The sequence below is a fragment of the Janibacter zhangyanbonis genome, from assembly GCF_050507325.1.
Taxonomy (GTDB): Bacteria; Actinomycetota; Actinomycetes; order Actinomycetales; family Dermatophilaceae; genus Janibacter.
The window spans coordinates 2,774,961-2,794,757 of sequence record NZ_CP191481.1 but is presented as its reverse complement, the minus strand read 5'-3'; the positions used below and the strand labels follow the sequence as shown (position 1 = coordinate 2,794,757).

The window sequence follows — 19,797 nt, the reverse complement described above, 5'->3', positions numbered from 1 at the left end:
CCGACCCGAGCAAGGAGAGCTGTGGACTCCCAGGACATCCAGGACGACCTCGTCGAGGTGCTCCTCACCGAAGAGCAGATCCAGACCCGACTCGGCGAGCTCGCCGCCGAGGTGTGGGAGCACTACGAGGGCAAGGACGTGCTCCTCGTCGGCGTGCTCAAGGGCGCGGTCATGGTCATGGCCGACTTCATGCGCCACCTGCCCGGCTCTGCCCCGATGGACTGGATGGCGGTGAGCTCCTACGGCTCCGGCACCAAGTCCTCCGGTGTCGTGCGCATCCTCAAGGACCTCGACGCCGACATCACCGACAAGCACGTGCTCATCGTCGAGGACATCATCGACTCCGGCCTGACGCTGTCGTGGATCCGCGCCAACCTCGAGTCGCGCTCGCCGGCCTCGGTCGAGATCCTCACCCTGCTGCGCAAGCCCGACGCGGCGAAGGTCGAGATCGACACCCGCTGGGTCGGCTTCGACATCCCCAACGAGTTCGTCGTCGGCTACGGCCTCGACTTCGCCGAGGGCTATCGCAACCTGCGCGACGTCGCGACGCTCGCGCCGCACGTCTACTCCTGAGGCCCTTCGACACGCTCGTTCCTCGCTCCTGCGGGAGCGGGGGTGGAACGGGGGTGGGCCACGGGGCGGTCGTGCGGGAACACCGCGCTCCGAGTGGTCGTTGACCAGATGGCCGCCGAATGGCGGTGTTCAGGTAGTTTCGTCCTGATCGCCCCGGCCCTGCCGGTGGCCGCCACGTCGTCGAGCCAGGAAGTCCGGGAAGCCCCCGTACCCGTATGAACGCCAAGAAGATCTTCCGTGCCCCCGCCTTCTGGGCGCTGCTGCTCATCGCAGTCTTCGTCCTGATGTTCACCACCCGCGGTGGCGGCGACTACGCGCGCGTGGACACCTCCGCGGCGGAAAAGCTGGTCACCGACGGCAAGGTGGACAAGGCCCACTTCACGACGGACAACCTCCTGCAGCTCGACCTCAAGAAGGGCGAGACCTACTCGGACGGCGAGGCGGTCAAGGACGCCGACAAGGTCGAGACCGAGTTCATCGACGCCCGCGCGGCCCACATGCTCAAGGTCGTCGACGACAACGTCGACGGCGTGCAGAACGACACCGTCGAGCAGCCGAGCGTCTGGTCCAGCCTGCTCCTGTCGCTGCTGCCGCTGCTGCTGCTCGTCGGTCTCTTCTGGTTCATCATCAGCCAGGCCCAGGGCGGCGGCTCCAAGGTCATGCAGTTCGGCAAGTCCAAGGCCAAGCTCGCGAGCAAGGACACCCCCAAGGTGACCTTCGCCGACGTGGCCGGCGCCGACGAGGCCGTCGAGGAGCTGCACGAGATCGTCGAGTTCCTCCGTGACTCCGGCAAGTTCCTCGCGGTCGGCGCCAAGATCCCCAAGGGCGTGCTGCTCTACGGCCAGCCCGGTACCGGCAAGACGCTGCTCGCGCGCGCCGTCGCCGGCGAGGCGGGCGTGCCCTTCTACTCGATCTCCGGCTCGGACTTCGTCGAGATGTTCGTCGGTGTCGGTGCCAGCCGTGTGCGCGACCTCTTCGAGCAGGCCAAGGCCAACCAGCCGGCGATCATCTTCGTCGACGAGATCGACGCCGTCGGTCGCCACCGCGGCGCCGGCCTCGGCGGTGGCCACGACGAGCGGGAGCAGACGCTCAACCAGCTGCTCGTCGAGATGGACGGCTTCGACGTCAAGACCAATGTCATCCTCATCGCGGCGACCAACCGCCCCGACATCCTCGACCCGGCGCTGCTGCGCCCGGGCCGCTTCGACCGGCAGATCGCCGTCGAGAACCCCGACATGCTCGGCCGGCACCGCATCCTCGAGGTGCACGCCGCGGGCAAGCCGATGGCCCCGGGCGTCGACCTGCTGGCCGTCGCCCGCCGCACCCCGGGCATGACCGGTGCCGACCTGGCCAACGTGCTCAACGAGGCGGCGCTGCTCACGGCCCGCTCGGACAAGCAGTTCATCGACGACGCGACCCTCGACGAGGCGATCGACCGCGTCATCGCCGGCCCGCAGAAGCGCACCCGGATCATGAGCGCCCAGGAGCGCAAGATCACCGCCTACCACGAGGGCGGTCACGCGCTCGTCGCCGCGGCGATGAACCACACCGACCCCGTCACCAAGATCACGATCCTGCCGCGCGGTCGGGCCCTCGGCTACACGATGGTGCTGCCCGTCGACGACAAGTACTCGACGACGCGCAACGAGATCCTCGACCAGCTGGCGTATGCCCTCGGTGGCCGCGTCGCGGAGGAGATCATCTTCCACGACCCGTCGACCGGCGCGTCCAACGACATCGAGAAGGCCACGTCGATGGCCCGCAAGATGGTCACCGAGTTCGGCATGAGCGAGCGCATCGGCGCGGTCAAGCTCGGCCAGTCGCAGGGTGAGGTCTTCCTCGGCCGCGACATGGGCCACCAGCGCGACTACTCCGAGACCATCGCCGGCATCGTCGACGAGGAGGTGCGCCGCTTCATCGAGGACGCCCACGACGAGGCCTGGCACGCGCTCAACGACAACCGCGACATCCTCGACCGGCTCGTCCTCGACCTGCTCGAGCACGAGACGCTCAACGCGAAGGAGCTCGCCGAGATCTTCGCCGATGTCGTCAAGCGCCCCAAGCGCCCGACCTGGTTGAGCAGCGAGCACCGCACGATCTCGACGATCCCCCCGGTGCTCACCCCGGCCGAGCGGGAGGCCGTCGCGGCGCGCGAGGCCGAGCAGACGCCTGCCGGCGACAGCACGGTCACCGAGGCGATCGACCGGGCCGCCGAGGAGGGTGCGAGCCTCTACCCGCAGGAGCACCCGACGACCGAGGTGCGCGAGGTGCCCCCGGGCGAGCAGGTCGACGGCGACGGGTACGCCTGAGCCATGACCGACGTCGACCTGCCGCGCATCGAGGCAGCCGTCCGCGAGATCCTCGTCGCCGTGGGGGAGGACCCCGATCGTGACGGGCTCGTCGACACCCCCGCCCGGGTGGCGCGGGCCTACGCGGAGACCTTCTCGGGGCTGCGGGCCGACCCCGCCGAGCTGCTCGCCACGACCTTCGACATCGACCACGACGAGCTCGTCCTCGTGCGCGACATCCCGCTGTACTCGACGTGCGAGCACCACCTCGTGCCCTTCCACGGCGTGGCCCACGTCGGCTACCTGCCCGGTGGCAGCGGCAAGGTGACCGGCCTGTCGAAGATCGCGCGTCTCGTCGACCTCTTCGCCAAGCGTCCCCAGGTGCAGGAGCGGCTCACCTCGCAGATCGCCGACGCCCTCGTCGAGCACCTCGACGTCGGCGGCGTCATCGTCGTCGTCGAGGCCGAGCACCTGTGCATGTCGATGCGCGGGGTGCGCAAGCCCGGCGCCCGCACGATCACCTCCGCCGTGCGTGGCCAGCTGCGCGACTCGACGACCCGGGCCGAGGCGATGGCCCTGCTCACCGGGGCCGCCCGGTGACCCACCCGGTCCTCGCGCAGCTCGCGGCGACCGCCGACCGGCCCGGGCCGGTCGTCATGGGGGTCGTCAACGTCACGCCCGACTCCTTCAGCGACGGCGGCCGCTGGATCGAGAGCGACGCGGCCGTCGCCCACGGCCGGCAGCTCGCCGGCGACGGCGCGCTGGTCGTCGACGTCGGCGGTGAGTCCACCCGGCCCGGCGCCACCCGCCCCTCCACCGACGAAGAGCTGCGCCGCGTCGTGCCCGTCGTCGAGGCCCTCGCGGCCGAGGGCGTCGTCGTCTCCGTCGACACGATGCGCGCCGAGGTCGCCGAGGCGGCCCTGGCGGCCGGTGGCGCGATCATCAACGACGTGAGCGGCGGACTGGCCGACCCGCAGATGCCCGACCTCGTGGCCCGCAGCGGTGCTCCCTTCGTCGTCATGCACTGGCGCGGCCACGCCCACGACATGCAGACCAGGGCCCACTACGACGACGTCGTCGGCGAGGTGTGCTCCGAGCTGACCGAGCGCGTCGACGCCCTGCTCGCCGCGGGCGCCGACCGGGAGCAGCTCGTCCTCGACCCGGGCATCGGCTTCGCCAAGACCGCGGAGCACAACTGGCAGCTCCTCGCCGGCCTCGAGCAGGTCGTCGACCTCGGCTACCCGGTGCTGCTCGGCACCTCGCGCAAGGGATTCCTCGGCAAGGTCGGCCGCGCCGAGGGGCAGGAGCGCGCCCTCGACGCCCGCGCCGTCGTCACCGCCGCCACGAGCGCCCGCGCCGCCCGCGCGGGGGTGTGGTGCGTGCGGGTGCACGACGTCGTCGCGACGGTCGACGCCATCGACGTCGCTGCCGCGCTGGGGGAGGTCCGGTCCCTTCGAGACGGTCGCTGCGCGACCTCCTCAGGGAACGGGGAGAGCGGTCAGGGAGAGCGCCGATGACCGACCGGATCAGCCTCCTCGGCGTGCGGGCGCGGGGCTTCCACGGCGTCCTGGCCGACGAGAAGCGGGACGGCCAGGACTTCGTCGTCGACGTCGTGCTCCACCTCGATCTCGCGCCTGCGGGCACGAGCGACGACCTCGAGCGCACCGTCAGCTATGCCGAGGTCGGCGCGGACGTCGTCGCGCGCATCGAGGGCCCCTCCCTCGACCTCATCGAGACCCTCGCCGAGCAGATCGCCGCCGACGCGCTGGCCCGACCGCTCGTCCGGGCCGTCGACGTCACCGTGCACAAGCCCTCCGCGCCCGTGGGCGTGCCCTTCGGCGACGTGTCGGTGACCGTGAGCCGCCGTCGTGAGGTGCCCGTCGTCATCGCGCTCGGAGCCAATCTCGGCGACGCCGCCCGCACCCTCGACGCCGCCCTCGACGACCTCGGCGACGCCCTGCACGACGTGCGGCGGGCCCCCTTCGTCACGACGGATCCGGTGGGCGGACCCGAGCAGCCGCGCTACACCAACTCCGTGGTCGTCGCGACGACCTCGCTGGGCCCCGCCGAGCTGCTCGCGCGGCTGCACGCCGTCGAGGCCCGCCACGGCCGCGTGCGCGAGGTGCGCTGGGGTGCCCGCACCATCGACCTCGACCTCGTCCAGTACGGCGACCCGGTCACCGGAGACGACGTCGTGAGTGACGACCCCGCCCTGACGCTGCCGCACCCGCGGGCGCACGAGCGGGGCTTCGTCCTGCAGCCGTGGTCGCGGGTCGACCCCGACGCCGTGCTGCGCGTCGGTGACGCGGCGACGCCGGTCGGCGACCTGCTCGCCGCCCTCGACACGAGCGACATCGAGGACCTGTGATGCTCGACCGCGGCCTGCGCCTCCACACCGTCCTCGCGGCACTGGCCCTGGCGGGTGTGCTCAGCTGGGGCTTCGGTCGCTGGTGGGTCGCCGGCGGTCATGCGCCGCTGCGCATCGGCTGGCTCACCGCCGTGCTGCTCGTCGGCATGGCCGCGATCGTCGTCGCCGCAGGCCGACGGATGTGGCGGATGCGCCGCGGCCGCGCCCACGTGCCGCCGATCGTCGCCGAGCGCATCCTGCGCCTGTCGCAGGCGAGTGCCCTCACCGGCGCCGTCATCGGCGGTCTCTACCTCGGTCAGGCGGTCACCCTCGCGCCGGACATCGGCTATGCCGGTCGCGGCCACCTGGCCCTCGTGTGGGCCGTCGCGGGGCTGGCCGCGCTCCTGCTCACCGGCGCCGGTCTGCTCGTGCAGTCGTGGTGCCGCGTCGACGACGACCGGGAGGACGACGAGGAGTCGTCGGTCAGCTGACCATCTGGTCGGCCCAGACGACCCAGTTGCCCTCGTAGTGACCGGCGTTGATCGGGGTGTCGGGGTCGCAGGTGATCAGGCGCAGCACCGGCTGCGGGTTGTCCCAGTCCCAGATCGAGTCGTCCTGCGGCACGCCCTTCTTCGACGCGGCCTCGGAGCGGGTGATCTTGAACTTCACCGTCCGCCCGGACCCGTAGGTCACGGTGACGACGTCACCGATGCGCACCCGCGGCAGGTTCCAGAAGACGTCGGGGTTGCCGCCGTGGTTGATGTGGCCGACGAGGATGCTCGCACCGGTGTAGCCCGGTTTGGGCCAGCCCGGCTCGGCGTACCAGCCAGCCGTGCCGAAGGGGGGAGCCAGCACCTTCTGCGCGTCGAGCCGCGTCGCCTGGAGCGAGGCGTCGACGATGTCGCGTCCGCCGGAGCGGACCTGGACCCGGGTGGGCTCGCCGGCGGGGGCCTCGGCGGACGTGGGCTGACTGCGCTGGGCGGCAGAGGGGGTGGACGAGGGCGTCGTCGTGCTCGAGGACTTCGAGGAGGTCGACGACGAGGTGGACGAGCGCTTGCGCGTCGTCGAGGAGCTCGTCGGCTGGTAGGAGGGCTCGGTGATCTCGCTCGGCGGGACATAGGTGCCGACCGGCAGGGAGGCCTGGTCGTCCTCGCGCTGGGTCCACCACGCACCGGCCGCGGCTCCGCCGCCGATGACGAGCGCGACGGCTGCCGCGATGAGCCACGTCGTGCGGCGGTAGAGCGCGCGCTCGCGGCCCTTCTGTCGTCGCGTCGGCGGGGTCGTCACACGGTCCTCCCAAGTACATGTGTCGGCGTGTCGTGGTCAACGACGGGGGAGTGCCGGTGGTTCCCCCTGGTGACAACGGTACGGGCCGCCGGGTGGGAGGTGCTCCCGACCCGACGGCCCGTGGCCACGATCACCGACCGTGGCCGGTGGTACCTCAGTGCTGTGCGGCCTGACGGCGGCGGACGAGGACGACCGAGCCGGCGCCCGCACCGGCGAGCAGCGCACCGCCGAGCAGGAAGGCGGCGGTGTTGTCGCCCTCGGGCTCCGCGACCCGGCTGAAGCCGTCGGTCTGGACGACGCCCGGGGTCTCGGGGCCGGAGGAGCCGGTGCCCGCACCGTCGTCGTCGCCGGAGTCGTCGTCGGAGTCGGGGTTGACCCAGGGGGCGTAGTACTCGACGTTGCAGCCGCCGGCGACCGAGCCGTCGTTGCCGTTGGCGTCGACGCAGTCCTCGGAGACCAGACGCACGTAGTCAGTGCCCTCGGCGAAGGGGAAGTCGCGGGTGTTGCTGCCCTCCGTCACGTTCCACTCGATGGTGCGCAGGACCTTCTTGTCGCCGTCGAGCAGGACGACCGTGACGACACCCGCCTGGTCCGCGGTGCCCTTGACGGTGAAGCTCTTGCCGTCGGAGGTGATCGGCAGGCTGGTGGGCTCGGTGAACCAGTCGTTGACCTCGGGAGCCGGGGTCGAGGTGGTGGGCTCGGACGTGGTCGGCTCCGAGGTGGTCGGCTCGGACGTCGTGGGCTCGGAGGTCGTGGGCTCCGACGTGGTCGGCTCGGACGTCGTCGGCTCCGTGGCCTCGGTGACGGTCAGGGTGTCGATGACCTTGTCGCCCTCGACATAGGTGCAGGTGGAGTCGACCGGGTCGCCCTTCGCCTGCTCGTCCGCGTCGTAGCCGCGGAAGGTCGCGTCGAAGGTGTCGGGTGCGCTCACGGTGTAGGTGCCGGCCCGGTCGGCGACGACCTCACCGCCGGTGCCGGTGATGGGCAGCTCCGGGGTGTCGTCCTGGACCCACGTGGACCCGTCCCAGATGTGCGTGCGGGTGATCGACAGGTCGGTCGAGATGGTCGAGGTGTCCGTCCCGTCCGAGACGGTGGCCTCGATCCCGGGGGCCTCGCCCTCGACGTAGTGCCACCCGAGGAAGCCGGCCATGCCGTTGGAGACGTTGTTGTTCAGCGTCAGGGTGCCGCTGGGCGTCAGCGTCACCGTGTCGCCGACCGTGGCGGAGTCGGTGTCGGTCGCGCTGAGCGAGATGGAGAAGTTCTGCTCACCGAGCGGCGTCGTGCACTTGTACACGAGGTCGGTGGAGTCTGCCTGGGCCGGGAGGCTGACGGCGATGCCCGCCAACCCCAGCCCGGTGACGAGTGCGGCGCCGGCCGACAGGCGGGCGGTGAGGCGCTTGGCCATGTGAAATGTCTCCCCGAGTTGCGGCGCCATCCCCTTGAAGACGCCTCCGCGCGGCAACTTACCGATCCGTAGGTGGCCTCACAACCCTTTCCCAGCCACGTTTCACCCGTCGGTCAGGCAGGTGTGGCAGGTCGGGCGGCAAACATTCGGACCCGGTGTCGAACTCTGCAGGACCCTATGGTCTTGCGGAGTTGGGCCCCGGCGGACGCGCGGAAATCGGACCCGGCGGACGCGACGAGGCGCCCCGGGCAGATCCCCGGAGCGCCTCGTCGTGGAGCCGCGTGCGGCTGCCCGGCGTGCTCAGCCCTGCGTGCGGCGACGCGCGACGACGACCGTCGACGCGCCGGCAGCGGCGAGCAGGAGGCCGCCGAGCGCGATGGCGGTGGGGCTCGTCGCGGACTGGACCGCGTCGTCGGTCTGGACGACACCCGGCACCTCGGGCTCGCCGGCGGGGGCGTCGCCCGCAGGCTCCTCGGCCGGGGCATCCCCGGAGCCGGCGCCGTCGTCCGTGGCCGGGTCGTCGGTGGCCGGGTCGTCGCCGCCGTCGGCCGGGGGCTCCGGCTCCTCGGCGGGCGGCTCGGCGTCGCCGACGGCGACGGTGCCGACCGTGGCGTCCTCGGGCGCGGTGCACTCGATCTTGAAGATGAAGCCGTCCTGGTTGGCCAGCTCCGCGGTGAAGTCGCCAGCCGTGATCGGGACGTTGACGTCCTCGGCGGGGGCGGTCTCCTCGGTGCTCTCGCCAGTGGCGTCGACGGACACGGTGCCGGTCGCCGGCACGTCGGTCTTCGGGACGGTGAGGGCCACGTCGCGGGCCTCGCCCCCTTCGCCGAAGGTGTAGGTCGTGGCGGCGGTGCCCTCGAGGGTCTTGACCCCCAGGCCCTGCATCGTCTGCGTGGCGTCGGCGCCGGGGGTGACCGTGGCCTTGATCGCGCCGGCCGGGATCGTCTCGCCCTGCTCGACGGTCTCCGGGACGTCGAGGGTGAGGTCGACGGTCCACGGGTCGGTGAAGGTGATGTTCTGCCCGGTCTCCTTGCACGAGTAGTCGAGGCTCCCCTTGACCTCGGCCGAGGCGGGCGTCGCGGCGGCGATCCCGATCATCCCGAGGCCCGTGACGAGGGCGGCACCGGCGGACGCGCGGGTCCTGAGGCTGGTCATGGAACTTCCAATCTCCGATGGTCGTGCCCCCGAGACCGAGGGCGCGGTCGTCCCTGCAACCTACCTGCGGGTAGCAAGGAGTGCCGGACGAAGGGAGTGGCTGTGGCCCGGCTCACGTCGTGCGCCGGCGGTGCCGCGGGGACTACTTGTCGATGTCGCCGACGACGAAGAACATCGAGCCCAGGACCGAGACCATGTCGGCCACGAGGCACCCCGGGAGCAGCTCGCCGAGGACCTGCACGTTGTTGAAGGAGGCCGAGCGCAGCTTGAGCCGCCAGGGCGTCTTCTCACCCCGGGAGACGAGGTGGTAGCCGTTGAGCCCCAACGGATTTTCGGTCGCGGTGTAGCGCTCGCCCTCGGGCACCTTGAGTACCTTGGGCAGGCGCTGGTTGACCGGACCGCGGGGGAGCGAGCGCAGTCGCTCGGCGCATGCGTCGGCGAGGTCGAGGCTCACGTGGGTCTGTTCGAGGAGCACCTCGAGGCGGGCCAGCGAGTCACCCGCGGTGCGCGTGACGACCCGCCCCGGGCCGCCCTCGTCGAAGAGCTCGCCGTAGGCGAGATAGGGCGCGTCGCGCCGCAGGTCGAGGTCGACCCCGCTGGCACGGGCGATGGGGCCGGAGACGCCGTAGGCCTCGGCGAGCGAAGGGGGGAGCACCCCGATCCCGCGGGTGCGGGCCTCGAGGATCTCGTTGCCGACGAGCAGCGCCTCGAGCTGCGGCATCCGGCCGCGCACCGCGGCGACGGCGGCGGTGACGCGGTCGAGCCAGCCCGCTGGCAGGTCCTCCTTGAGCCCGCCGACGCGGTTGAACATGAAGTGCATCCGGCCGCCGGAGATCTCCTCCATGACGGCCTGGATCTCCTCGCGCTCGCGGAAGGAGTAGAAGATCGGCGTCATCGCCCCGAGCTCGAGGGGATAGGAGCCGAGGAACATCAGGTGGTTGAGCACGCGGTTGAGCTCCGCGAGCAGGGTGCGCGCCCACGTCGCCCGCTCGGGGACCTCCATGCCGAGCATCGCCTCGACGCCGAGGACGACGCCCAGCTCGTTGCCGAAGGCCGAGAGCCAGTCGTGGCGGTTGGCCAGGACGGTGATCTGCCGGTAGTCGCGGACCTCGAAGAGCTTTTCGGCACCCCGGTGCATGTAGCCGACGACGGGGTCGGCGGAGACGATGCGCTCGCCGTCGAGGACGACCCGCAGCCGCAGCACGCCGTGGGTCGCGGGGTGCTGGGGGCCGATGTTGAGCACCATGTCGGCGCTGGCCAGCGACCCGTCGCCCACACCGACGTCGAGGGTCCGCGTGCCGCGCGTGCCCGGGCTGCTCGTCATGCCCGCCAGTATGCGCCAGCCGGTGCGGCCGTGGCCCTTTGGCACCATGGACGGGTGCCGACCCGACGTGTGCGACGAGCGGGCGCGGGGCTCGTGGCCCTCGCGCTCGCCGCGGCGACCCTCGCCGGCTGCATCGGCGAGCCCGAGGAGCCCTACACCCCGTCCGGGACGGCCGCCGTCGAGGGCGAGGCCGTGCTCGACCCGTGGTTCGAGGCCGTGCGCGGCGACGCGGACGACGCGGCCGACGTCGTCGTCCTCGGCGACTCGGTGAGCGAGGGCTCGGGGCTGCGCGACCACCTCGAGCGGCGGTGGGTCGACCGCCTCCAGGCGCAGCTGCGCGAGCGCTCGGGCACGCCCGACTGCCCGACGACGCCGGGCGGGTGGCAGGGCACGACCTCGCTCGTGCCGGCGTACTACCAGGCCTCGTCGTTGCCCGACCCGCAGGTGCGTGGCATGACCACCCTGACGCCCGACCTCGGGCCGGGCGGGCGGGGCATGGCCCTCGAGCCGGGGGCCAGCATCACGTGGAAGGTCCGGGCCGAGTCGGTCGACATCGGGTACCGCACCCGCTTCGGCGGCGGCCCCTTCGAGGTGCGCATCGACGGCGAGATCCCCTACGACGGGCTCGCCGTCCCCACGGACGCCGACGGCGGCGCCGAGCGGCGCACGTGGTCCTCCGGTGACCTCGGCCCCGGCACCCACACGATCACCGTGCGCAACGACGTCAAGGGCAGCACCGCCCGGCGCGCGGTCATCACCGACCTCATGCCCTATCGCGGCGACCGCGACCGCTGCGTCCACGTCCTCGACGCCTCGCGCTCGGGGGTCTCGGCGCGCACCATCTCGCAGACGCCGGGCTACCTGCGCGACTCCCTCTCGCTCGAGCCCGACCTGCTCCTCGTGCCGCTGGGCTTCAACGACCGCCGGACCGGGTCGAGCGCACGTGACTTCGGCGAGAGCCTCGACAGCGTCATCAGCCAGGCGAGGGAGTACGGCTACGACGGCCCGATCCTGCTCGTCGGGTGGTTCACCCCCGCGCCGGTCCGGGGTCAGGCGTCCTGGACCGGGTACCTGCGCGTCATGCAGGGGCTCACCCGGCGCGAGGGCGTCAGCTTCATCGACCTGTCGCCCGTGCTGCCGGCGGCCGACCCGTCGTCGCGCTACTTCCGCGACGGACTGCACCCGTCGGAGCAGGGGCAGCCGCTCATCGCGGACGTGCTGACCGAGGTGCTCGTGCCGCCCGGTGACGGCACCCCGACGACGTCGGGGTCGGCGACCCCTTCCAGCACCTCGGGCACGTCGTCAGCCGACCCGGCGCAGCGCCCAGAGGAATCCTCCGGGACCCCCTGACGTCAGGGCGGCCGCCTGAGAGGCGCGGGAGAGCGCGGCGAGGTAGCCCGCGGGGTCGCTGCGGGCCAGGTCGAGCGGTGGCCGCGCCCCGTCGACCCCCAGCTCGCGCAGCGCCTCGCGCTGGGTGAGCAGCCGGTCGGGCCGAAGGGAGTCCATGGCCACATGCGCGGTGAGGTCGCAGCCACCGTCGGGCACCGGCGTGCAGACCGACCCGTCGACGAAACCGACGAGGCTCCCCGCAGGTGGACGGTCGCCGAGCACGTGGCCGTAGTCGACGGCGACGACGAGGCCGGACCCGGTGCGCCGCACGAGGTCCTCGAAGGCCTCGTCGCGAGCTCGTCCCACCTCGACCCGGTCGCCGGGGGAGCCGGGCCCGGGCCGCCAGCGGTCGCACCAGTCACGGTCCGGCCCTGCCAGCGGGTCGCCGAGCGACTCGCTGCCGTCGGGCGCGACGTGGACGACCCGCAGGACGCCCTCGTCGTCGACCTCCGCGATGGGGCACGGGACGACGTCGAGCCACTCGTGCGCGAGGATCAGCGCCGCGGTGGGGGAGCCGAGGTCGGGCAGGTCCGCTCCTCCCGGGGAGACGACCCACTCGACTCGCGCGGGCAGGTCGTCGGGGCGGGGCACGACATCGACGCCGACGAGGCGGATCGACGGATCCGCCTGTGCGGCAAGGGCGCTCAGCAGCTCGCCGCGGCCGCAGGCGACATCGACGACGGTGGTGAGGCCCTCCCTTCGCGCCAGCTCGAGGAGGGCTCCGGCGAACAGCTCGGCGGCCGCGCCCTGCGCGGAGGTGGCGAAGTGGCCCGCCGGCCCCTCCGGCCGCCGGTAGAAGCCCTCGGGGCCGTAGAGCGCCGCGTGCCAGGCCTGCTCCCACGTCGGGTCCATGCGCACGACCTTAAGGAAATGCGGCCGGGGGTGCGCACGACCTCAAGCAGATGCGAAGGGGAGATGGGGCGCGGGTAGCGTCGGGCAGGTGAGCCTCCCTGACCTGCCCTCCGGCCGATCGCCCGCGCCCGCTCGGCCGACCCTGCGGGTCGGTGTCGTCGGTGCCGGACGGGTCGGTGCCGCCCTCGGGGCCGCGCTGCGCGCCGCCGGCCACGAGGTGGTCGCCGTCTCCGCCGTCTCCGAGGACTCCCGTGAGCGGGCCGAGGCCCTGCTGCCCGGGGTGCCGGTGCTGCCGGTGCCCGAGGTCGTCGCGGCCGCCCAGCTCGTGCTGCTCGCCGTGCCCGACGACGCCCTGACCGACCTCGTCGCCGGGCTGCACGCGACCGGCGCGTGGCGCCCCGGGCAGCTCGTCGTCCACACCTCGGGCCGGCACGGTCTGGCCCCCTTCGCCCCTGTCGCGGACACGGTGGTGCCGATGGCCATCCACCCCGCGATGACCTTCACCGGCACCAGCCTCGACCTCGCCCGGCTCGCCGAGTGCTGCTTCGGCATCACGACGCCCGAGGCGCTGCGACCCGTGGCCGAGGCCCTCGTCGTCGAGATGGGCGGGGAGCCGGTGTGGGTGCCCGAGGAGGCCCGCGGTCGCTACCACGCTGCCCTGGCCCACGGCAGCAACCACCTCGTCACGCTCGTCGCCCAGGCCATGGAGATCCTGCGCTCGGCGGGCATCGACCCCGCCGACCGGGTGTTGCGCCCGCTGCTGCAGGCGAGCCTCGACAACGCCCTGTCCTCCGGTGACGCCGCCCTCACCGGGCCGGTCGCCCGCGGCGATGCCGGTACCGTGGCCGCGCACCTGACGGAGCTCGCCGACCTGCCGGACGACGTCGCCGCCGCCTACCGCGCGCAGGCCCGGGCCACCGCGCTGCGCGCCGAGCGGAGCGGCCGCCTGCGGGCCGACGCCGCCGAGAGCATCCTGACCACCCTCGACGAGGAGACCCGATGACCACCGCCCCCGTCGTCGCCCGCACGCGCGACGAGCTCGTCCCGGCCCGCGCCGCCCTCACCGACGGCGACGTCGCGGTCGTCATGACCATGGGCGCCCTCCACGAGGGCCACGCGCGGCTGATCCGCACCGCCCGCGAGCGGGCGCGGCACGTGCTCGTGACGATCTTCCTCAACCCGCTGCAGTTCGGGCCCAAGGAGGACCTGTCGCGCTACCCGCGGACCTTCGACTCCGACCTCGAGATCTGCACGCGCGAGGGCGTCGACGTCGTCTTCGCCCCCACGCCCGACGTCATCTACCCCGAGGGCGACCCCGGCGTGCGCATCTCGGCCGGCCCGCTCGGCGACGTCCTCGAGGGGCAGTCGCGCCCGGGGCACTTCGACGGCATGCTCACCGTCGTCGCCAAGCTCATGCACCTCACCCGCGGCGACCTCTTCTACTACGGGCAGAAGGACGCGCAGCAGCTGCTGCTCATCAAGCGCATGGTCCGCGACATCGACTTCCCCGGCAGCGTCATCGCCGTCCCCACCGTCCGTGAGGAGGACGGCCTGGCGATGAGCAGCCGCAACACCTATCTCTCGCCGAGCGACCGCGAGACCGCGCTCGCGCTCTCCCGAGCGCTGCGGGCCGGCGCGGCGCAGGCGGTCGAGGGCCCCTCGGCGATCCGACGGGCCGCGCGCGAGGTGCTCATCGAGGAGCCGCTCGCGCTCGTCGACTACCTCGTGCTCGTCCACCCGACGACGCTCGAGGACGTGCCCGAGTGGTACAAGGGCGAGGCCCTGCTCGCCGTCGCCGCCCGGGTCGGCACGACCCGCCTCATCGACAACGTCCCGGTGCTCGTCGGTCCCGGAGGTGGTGCGCGGGAGACCTTCGCGGAGACGTCCGCCGGCTGATCCCGGTCCCTGAGGAGGGAGGCCGCCCGCGGCCGACCGTCTCGAAGGGCGCACGACCTCGAGGAAATGCGGAACCGGTGCGCGGCGAGGGGCACGCGCGCGACAGTGAGAGACTGGGGAACGCTCACCCGCCGCCACAGACGAAGGACACTCGCGTGCAGCGCTTCATGCTCCACAGCAAGATCCACCGCGCCACCGTCACCCAGGCCGACCTGCACTACGTCGGCTCGCTGACGATCGACATGGACCTCATGGACGCCGCGGGCATGCTCCCGGGCCAGCAGGTCGACGTCGTCGACATCGACAACGGCAACCGTCTGACGACCTATGCGATCGAGGGCGAGCGCGGCAGCGGCATCGTGTGCATCAACGGCGCGGCCGCCCGGCTCGTCTCGCCCGGCGACCTCGTCATCATCATCGCCTACGCGGCGATGGACGACGACGAGGCGCGCACCTTCGAGCCCAACGTCGTCTTCGTCGACGGCGACAACAAGATCGTCGAGCAGTACCACGACGCCGGCGACGTGCCCGACGGCTACGGGCTGAAGACCTCGGCCGTCACCCACCGCGACGACCGTGCCTGAGACCGCGGGCGCCCCCGCGCCCGTCGTCGTCCCCCGCCGCCTCGGCGCCCCCGAGCCGGGGTGGACGACCCAGGCCGATGTGCTCGTCGTGGGCTCCGGCATCGCCGGACTGACCTGCGCGCTACGGCTGCGCGAGCACGTCGACCGCGTCCTGCTCGTCACCAAGACCCGCCTGTCGGAGGGCTCGACGGCGTGGGCCCAGGGCGGCATCGCCGCGGCCCTCGCCCCCGAGGACTCCCCGGGCGAGCACCTCGACGACACGCTCGTCGCGGGCGTCGGCCTGTGCGACGAGGACGCCGTCGAGGTCCTCGTCACCGAGGGCCCCGCCCGGGTGCGGGAGCTCATCGACCTCGGCGCACAGTTCGACCGGGACGCCGCCGGCGAGATCACCCTGACGCGCGAAGGGGGTCACCACCGCGATCGCATCGCGCACGCCGGTGGCGACGCCACCGGCGCCGAGATCTCCCGGGCGCTCATCGCCCAGCTCGAGGCCGTGCAGGCCGACCCCGGTATCGAGGTCATCGAGCACGCCCTCGTCGTCGACCTGCTCACCGCGACCGACGGCAGCGTGTGCGGTGCGACCGTGCACGTCATCGGCGAGGGCGAGATCGACGGTGTCGGCGCCGCCCGCGCCCGGGCCGTCGTCCTCGCGACCGGCGGGCTCGGCCAGATCTACTCCGCGACGACCAACCCCTCCGTCGCCACGGGCGACGGCATGGCGGCCGCCCTGCGTGCCGGTGCAGCGCTCGCCGACCTCGAGTTCGTGCAGTTCCACCCCACCGTCATGCACCTGGGCGAGGGCGCGACCGGCCAGCAGCCGCTCGTGTCCGAGGCCGTGCGCGGTGAGGGCGCCGTCCTCATCGACGCGTCGGGCGAGGCCTTCATGGCCGGCGTGCACCCGATGGCCGACCTGGCCCCGCGCGATGTCGTCGCCCGGGCGATCCTCGAGCGCATGGAGGCGACCGGCACCGACCACGTCCTCCTCGACGCGCGTCACCTGGGCGGCGACTTCCTCGAGCGCCGGTTCCCCACGATCGTCGCCCGCTGCCGCGAGCTCGGGATCGACCCGGCGACCGAGCCGATCCCGGTCGCGCCGGCGCAGCACTACGCGTCCGGCGGCGTGCGCACCGACCTGCGCGGTCGCACCAACCTGCCCGGCCTCTACGCCTGCGGCGAGACCTCGTGCACCGGGGTCCACGGCGCCAACCGGCTCGCGAGCAACTCCCTGCTCGAGGGCCTCGTCTTCGCCCACCGCATCGCCGAGGACCTCACCACGCGGCTGGCCGCGGGCGAGCTGCCGCTGCTGGAGCCCGAGGACCCCACCACGACGAAGGGCGCCTCCGGCCTCCTCGACGCCGCCCACCGCCGCGAGGTGCAGCAGGTGATGACCCGTGGCGTCGGCCCGCTGCGCTCCGCCGAGTCGACCGCGGGCGCGCTCGCCGGGCTCGCGGAGCTCGCCGCCCGCCCGACGACCGACGCCGAGCCCGGCCCGCAGACCTGGGAGACGAGCAACCTGCTCCACCTCGGGCAGGCGCTCGCGACGGCTGCGCACCTTCGCGAGGAGACCCGCGGTGGCCACGTGCGCCGCGACCACCCGCACCACGACGACGAGACCTGGGCTGCGCACCTGCTGCACGTGCGCGACCCGCACGACGGGGAGCTGGCGGTCATCAAGCTCGATGTCGAGCTGGCGTGGCCGCAGGACGACGAGGACGCCGACCGCGACGAGGAGCAGGAGGGCGAGCAGTGATCGACGAGCACTTCCCGCATGAGGCCGTGCGACGGGTCGTCGCGACGGCGCTCGACGAGGACCTGGGCCCGCAGTCGCTCGACGTGACGAGCACCGCGACGATCCCGGCCGACCAGCAGGGCGTCGCGCACGTCGTCGCCCGCGCGCCGGGGGTGCTCGCCGGTGGCCCGGCGATCGCGCTCGTGCTCGACGAGGTGGCGGCGCGCACGGAGGGGGCCACCCCCTTCGCCTCCCGTCCCGAGCTCGACCTGCGGATCGCCGACGGGACCCTGATGGAGCGGGGCGATGTCGTCGCCGAGCTGCGCGGCCCGGTGCGCCAGGTGCTCATGGCCGAGCGGACCGTGCTCAACATCCTCTCCCGCGCCTCCGGCGTCGCCACCCACACGCGGCGGTGGACCGACGCGCTCGCCGGCACCGGCTGCACCGTCCTCGACACCCGCAAGACGACGCCCGGCCTGCGTGCCCTCGAGAAGTACGCCGTCCGCTGCGGCGGTGGCACCAACAAGCGCATGGGGCTCTACGACGTCGCCATGGTCAAGGACAACCACAAGATCGCGGCCGGGGGAGTGGGTGCGGCCTATGCCGCGATCCGCGAGCAGTTCCCCGACGTGACGATCGAGGTCGAGGTGACCACGACCGCCGAGGCGATCGAGGCGCTCGAGGCCGGATCGCGCTTCCTCATGTGCGACAACATGTCCGTCGACCTGCTGCGCACGACGGTCGCCGCCGCGCGCGAGTGGGCTGCGGCGCGCAGCGAGAGCGTCGAGATCGAGGCCACGGGCGGGCTGACCCTCGAGGTCGCCGCCGACTACGGCGCCACCGGCATCGACTGGATGAGCGTCGGTGGCCTCACCCACTCCTCGCCGATCGTCGACCTGGCGCTCGACCTCGTCTGACGTGCTGCGCGTCCGTGGACTGACCAAGGCCTATGGCGGGCGGACCGTCCTCGACGGCCTCGACCTCGACGTGGCGGCCGGTGAGGTCGTCTCCCTCGTCGGACCCAACGGCGTCGGCAAGTCGACCGCGCTGCGCTGCATCGTCGGGACCGAGTCGCCCGACGCCGGGGAGGTGGACCTCGGCGAGGCCCGCCTCGACACCCGGGTGCCGCAGACCCGCCGGGCGCTGTGCACCGTGCTCGGCGACCTCGGGGTCCTGCCCGACCTCACCGTCGCCGAGCACCTCGACCTGCTCGCCCGCGCGCACGGCGTCGACGGGGTCGCGCAGGTCGTCGCCGGGGCCCTCGACGAGGCCCGCATCGAGCACGTCGCCGACCAGCTGCCGAGCACCCTGTCGTCGGGTCAGGCCCAGCGCTTCGCGCTCGCCTCGGCGATGGTGCGGCCGTGGGCGCTGCTGCTCGCCGACGAGCCCGAGCAGCGTCTCGACGACGCCGGCCGCGCCTGGCTGGGTGACTGGCTGGCCCGTCACGCGGCGACCGGGCGTGCCGTGCTCGTGGCCAGCCACGACCCGGAGGTGGTGCGGCGCAGCGGTGCTCGCGTCGTCACCCTGCAGGGCGATGCCTGAGGCGAAGGGAGGTCCCGGGCTCGTCGGTGACCGCGCCGCGGCCCGGGTCGCGCTGCGGGCCCTGCGTGGTGGCGAGCACGCGGCGAGCTGGGGGCAGGTGCTGCAGGACTGGTACGTCGGCCTCTTCGTCGCCGGCACGCTGCTCACGATGGTCTTCGCCGCGACCGGGCCCTCGATCCTGCGGCCGGAGTGCGCGACGACGACCTGTCTCGGTCGCGGCGACCACCTCTGGCTCGCGGGGGGCATGGCGCTGCTCGGTGCCGTCGCGACCTTCGTCGCGCTGCGGGCCGCCGGGCCGGCGTGGGCCGACCGGGGGCGGATGGCCTGGCTGGCCTCGACCCCGGCCGACCGCGGCGTGCTCCTGCGCGGCGGGGTGCTGCGGGTCGGCTTCGTCGCGGTCGTCGCCACGGGCGCGTGGGGTGTCCTCACGGGCTTCGCCCTGGCCGTCGGGCTGGGGCGCGCGGGGGTGCCCGTGCCGACGATCGTCGGGTCCGCGGCCGTCGGCGCCGGGCTCGCCGTGCTGCTCACCGCGGTGACGCTCGCCCGGCAGGGGCGTGGGCGTCCGCTCGCCGCTGCCGTGCGTGGCGTGGCCGATGTCGACCTGCTGCGTGCCGGCGAGGTCACCGGGGCCGTCGGCGCAGCAACCGTCATGCTCGACGGTGCCGCGCTCGAGGTGCTCGGCACCCGCCGGCGGCTGGCCCGTCGGGGGAGCTTCGCCAGTCGTGGCGGTGCCGGGGGAGCGCTCACCGGGATGCTCGTCCACGAGTGCCGGGCGGTGCTGCGCCGATGGGTCCGCTGCCTCGTCGCGCTCGCCGGGTGCCTCGCCGCGCTCGTCGTCGGGCTCCTCCTCGGCCGGCTCGCCGGCGTGGTCGTCACCGCCGTCGCCGTCCTCGCCCTCGTCCGGGCGGTCGGCGGTGGCCTGTCGACCTGGGTGTCGTCGCCGGGGCTGCGCCGGGCCGTCCCGGCCCACCCCGCGGCCGTGGCTGCGGTCCTGGCGGTCCCTCCCTTCGTCATCGGGGTGGTCGGGGCGACGGCGCTCCTCCCGCTGGGCCTTCCCTGGTGGGCACCGGCGGCCCTGGCCCTCGGGGTGACGGCCGCCGCGGTCCGGGCCACCGAGCCGCCGCCCGCGGAGCTCGGGGTCGTCCTCGCCACGCCCGCCGGGCCGCTGTCGAGCGGACTCGTGCGCTCGGTCGTCCACGGCCCCGACCTCGCGATCGCCGTCGGCCTCGCGGTCCTCGCCGCCCACGCCACGGGGGCGGGGCTGCTCGCCGTGGCTGCCACCGCCGGCCTGCTCGCCTGGCAGCTGCTGCGCCCGCGGGACTGACTGCCGGCGCGGGGCCGGGATTCGGGGAAGGGCGGGGCGCGCGGATATCGTGGACCACCGTGAGCGACGCCCCCATCGAGACCCCTGCCGACGACGAGCTGC

General features: G+C 73.4%; 19 protein-coding genes. 14 read left to right on the top strand and 5 right to left on the bottom strand.

Annotation, left to right across the window (positions count from 1 at the left end; genetic code table 11):
• Positions 1–21 precede the first annotated feature (21 nt).
• From hpt to ACQBJO_RS13670, 6 genes are all read left to right on the top strand, one after another.
• The gene (gene hpt, locus ACQBJO_RS13695; protein WP_255184334.1) at positions 22–573 is read left to right on the top strand and encodes a hypoxanthine phosphoribosyltransferase; all 552 of its coding nucleotides are present in this window, start codon (positions 22–24) and stop codon (positions 571–573) included.
• 215 nt (positions 574–788) lie between these two features.
• The gene (gene ftsH, locus ACQBJO_RS13690) at positions 789–2,882 is read left to right on the top strand and encodes an ATP-dependent zinc metalloprotease FtsH (RefSeq protein ID WP_421008743.1); all 2,094 of its coding nucleotides are present in this window, start codon (positions 789–791) and stop codon (positions 2,880–2,882) included.
• Positions 2,883–2,885: 3 nt separating this feature from the next.
• On the top strand, positions 2,886–3,461 hold the full coding sequence (gene folE / locus ACQBJO_RS13685) for a GTP cyclohydrolase I FolE (RefSeq protein ID WP_255184332.1): 576 nt from the start codon (positions 2,886–2,888) through the stop codon (positions 3,459–3,461).
• Positions 3,458–4,378 (top strand): dihydropteroate synthase, encoded by a 921-nt coding sequence (gene folP / locus ACQBJO_RS13680; protein ID WP_421008742.1) that lies wholly within the window; start codon positions 3,458–3,460, stop codon positions 4,376–4,378. The genes folE and folP overlap by 4 nt, the downstream gene beginning before the upstream one ends.
• The gene (gene folK / locus ACQBJO_RS13675; protein ID WP_421008741.1) at positions 4,375–5,229 is read left to right on the top strand and encodes a 2-amino-4-hydroxy-6-hydroxymethyldihydropteridine diphosphokinase; all 855 of its coding nucleotides are present in this window, start codon (positions 4,375–4,377) and stop codon (positions 5,227–5,229) included. Before folP ends, folK begins: the two co-directional genes overlap by 4 nt.
• Positions 5,229–5,699 (top strand): DUF3180 family protein, encoded by a 471-nt coding sequence (locus ACQBJO_RS13670; protein WP_421008740.1) that lies wholly within the window; start codon positions 5,229–5,231, stop codon positions 5,697–5,699. Before folK ends, ACQBJO_RS13670 begins: the two co-directional genes overlap by 1 nt.
• Here the strand turns inward: ACQBJO_RS13670 and ACQBJO_RS13665 are convergent.
• The 4 genes from ACQBJO_RS13665 to ACQBJO_RS13650 all read right to left on the bottom strand — a co-directional run bounded on the left by ACQBJO_RS13665 (position 5,692) and on the right by ACQBJO_RS13650 (position 10,379).
• Positions 5,692–6,495, bottom strand: a complete 804-nt coding sequence (locus ACQBJO_RS13665) for a class F sortase (RefSeq protein ID WP_255184328.1) — start codon at positions 6,493–6,495, stop codon at positions 5,692–5,694. The genes ACQBJO_RS13670 and ACQBJO_RS13665 overlap by 8 nt on opposite strands.
• A gap of 154 nt (positions 6,496–6,649) precedes the next feature.
• Positions 6,650–7,900, bottom strand: a complete 1,251-nt coding sequence (locus ACQBJO_RS13660) for a hypothetical protein (RefSeq protein WP_421008739.1) — start codon at positions 7,898–7,900, stop codon at positions 6,650–6,652.
• A gap of 300 nt (positions 7,901–8,200) precedes the next feature.
• On the bottom strand, positions 8,201–9,055 hold the full coding sequence (locus ACQBJO_RS13655; RefSeq protein ID WP_421008738.1) for a DUF6801 domain-containing protein: 855 nt from the start codon (positions 9,053–9,055) through the stop codon (positions 8,201–8,203).
• 142 nt (positions 9,056–9,197) lie between these two features.
• Positions 9,198–10,379: an NADH-quinone oxidoreductase subunit D gene (locus ACQBJO_RS13650; RefSeq protein WP_421008737.1), complete on the bottom strand. Its 1,182-nt coding sequence runs from the start codon at positions 10,377–10,379 to the stop codon at positions 9,198–9,200.
• Positions 10,380–10,433: 54 nt separating this feature from the next.
• Here ACQBJO_RS13650 and ACQBJO_RS13645 point away from each other — a divergent pair, with 54 nt between their 5' ends.
• On the top strand, positions 10,434–11,729 hold the full coding sequence (locus tag ACQBJO_RS13645; protein ID WP_255184324.1) for an SGNH/GDSL hydrolase family protein: 1,296 nt from the start codon (positions 10,434–10,436) through the stop codon (positions 11,727–11,729).
• Here ACQBJO_RS13645 and ACQBJO_RS13640 read toward each other — a convergent pair.
• Positions 11,682–12,620 (bottom strand): SAM-dependent methyltransferase, encoded by a 939-nt coding sequence (locus ACQBJO_RS13640; protein ID WP_421008736.1) that lies wholly within the window; start codon positions 12,618–12,620, stop codon positions 11,682–11,684. The genes ACQBJO_RS13645 and ACQBJO_RS13640 overlap by 48 nt on opposite strands.
• A gap of 88 nt (positions 12,621–12,708) precedes the next feature.
• Between ACQBJO_RS13640 and ACQBJO_RS13635 the strand changes: the two genes are divergently transcribed.
• From ACQBJO_RS13635 to ACQBJO_RS13605, 7 genes are all read left to right on the top strand, one after another.
• Positions 12,709–13,623, top strand: a complete 915-nt coding sequence (locus ACQBJO_RS13635; protein WP_421008735.1) for a Rossmann-like and DUF2520 domain-containing protein — start codon at positions 12,709–12,711, stop codon at positions 13,621–13,623.
• The gene (panC, locus tag ACQBJO_RS13630; RefSeq protein WP_421008734.1) at positions 13,620–14,516 is read left to right on the top strand and encodes a pantoate--beta-alanine ligase; all 897 of its coding nucleotides are present in this window, start codon (positions 13,620–13,622) and stop codon (positions 14,514–14,516) included. The genes ACQBJO_RS13635 and panC overlap by 4 nt, the downstream gene beginning before the upstream one ends.
• Positions 14,517–14,671: 155 nt before the next feature.
• A complete protein-coding gene (gene panD, locus ACQBJO_RS13625) occupies positions 14,672–15,100 on the top strand; it encodes an aspartate 1-decarboxylase (protein WP_255184320.1) in 429 nt (142 codons plus the stop codon).
• On the top strand, positions 15,093–16,850 hold the full coding sequence (locus ACQBJO_RS13620) for an L-aspartate oxidase (protein ID WP_421008733.1): 1,758 nt from the start codon (positions 15,093–15,095) through the stop codon (positions 16,848–16,850). The genes panD and ACQBJO_RS13620 overlap by 8 nt, the downstream gene beginning before the upstream one ends.
• Positions 16,847–17,746, top strand: coding sequence for a carboxylating nicotinate-nucleotide diphosphorylase (gene nadC, locus ACQBJO_RS13615; protein ID WP_421008732.1), 900 nt, complete (start codon positions 16,847–16,849; stop codon positions 17,744–17,746). The genes ACQBJO_RS13620 and nadC overlap by 4 nt, the downstream gene beginning before the upstream one ends.
• A gap of 1 nt (position 17,747) precedes the next feature.
• Entirely contained in the window at positions 17,748–18,371 is a 624-nt protein-coding gene (locus tag ACQBJO_RS13610; RefSeq protein WP_421008731.1) for an ABC transporter ATP-binding protein, read from the top strand.
• The gene (locus ACQBJO_RS13605) at positions 18,364–19,695 is read left to right on the top strand and encodes a hypothetical protein (RefSeq protein WP_421008730.1); all 1,332 of its coding nucleotides are present in this window, start codon (positions 18,364–18,366) and stop codon (positions 19,693–19,695) included. The genes ACQBJO_RS13610 and ACQBJO_RS13605 overlap by 8 nt, the downstream gene beginning before the upstream one ends.
• Positions 19,696–19,797 lie beyond the last annotated feature (102 nt).

Bases quoted from the DNA above. Each gene is read 5' to 3' on its own strand.
- ftsH (WP_421008743.1), top strand. From the start codon at position 789: ATGAACGCCAAGAAGATCTTCCGTGCCCCCGCCTTCTGGGCGCTGCTG.
- folE (WP_255184332.1), top strand. From the start codon at position 2,886: ATGACCGACGTCGACCTGCCGCGCATCGAGGCAGCCGTCCGCGAGATC.
- folK (WP_421008741.1), top strand. From the start codon at position 4,375: ATGACCGACCGGATCAGCCTCCTCGGCGTGCGGGCGCGGGGCTTCCAC.
- ACQBJO_RS13670 (WP_421008740.1), top strand. From the start codon at position 5,229: ATGCTCGACCGCGGCCTGCGCCTCCACACCGTCCTCGCGGCACTGGCC.
- ACQBJO_RS13660 (WP_421008739.1), bottom strand. From the start codon at position 7,900: ATGGCCAAGCGCCTCACCGCCCGCCTGTCGGCCGGCGCCGCACTCGTC.
- ACQBJO_RS13655 (WP_421008738.1), bottom strand. From the start codon at position 9,055: ATGACCAGCCTCAGGACCCGCGCGTCCGCCGGTGCCGCCCTCGTCACG.
- ACQBJO_RS13650 (WP_421008737.1), bottom strand. From the start codon at position 10,379: ATGACGAGCAGCCCGGGCACGCGCGGCACGCGGACCCTCGACGTCGGT.
- ACQBJO_RS13640 (WP_421008736.1), bottom strand. From the start codon at position 12,620: ATGGACCCGACGTGGGAGCAGGCCTGGCACGCGGCGCTCTACGGCCCC.
- panC (WP_421008734.1), top strand. From the start codon at position 13,620: ATGACCACCGCCCCCGTCGTCGCCCGCACGCGCGACGAGCTCGTCCCG.
- ACQBJO_RS13605 (WP_421008730.1), top strand. From the start codon at position 18,364: ATGCCTGAGGCGAAGGGAGGTCCCGGGCTCGTCGGTGACCGCGCCGCG.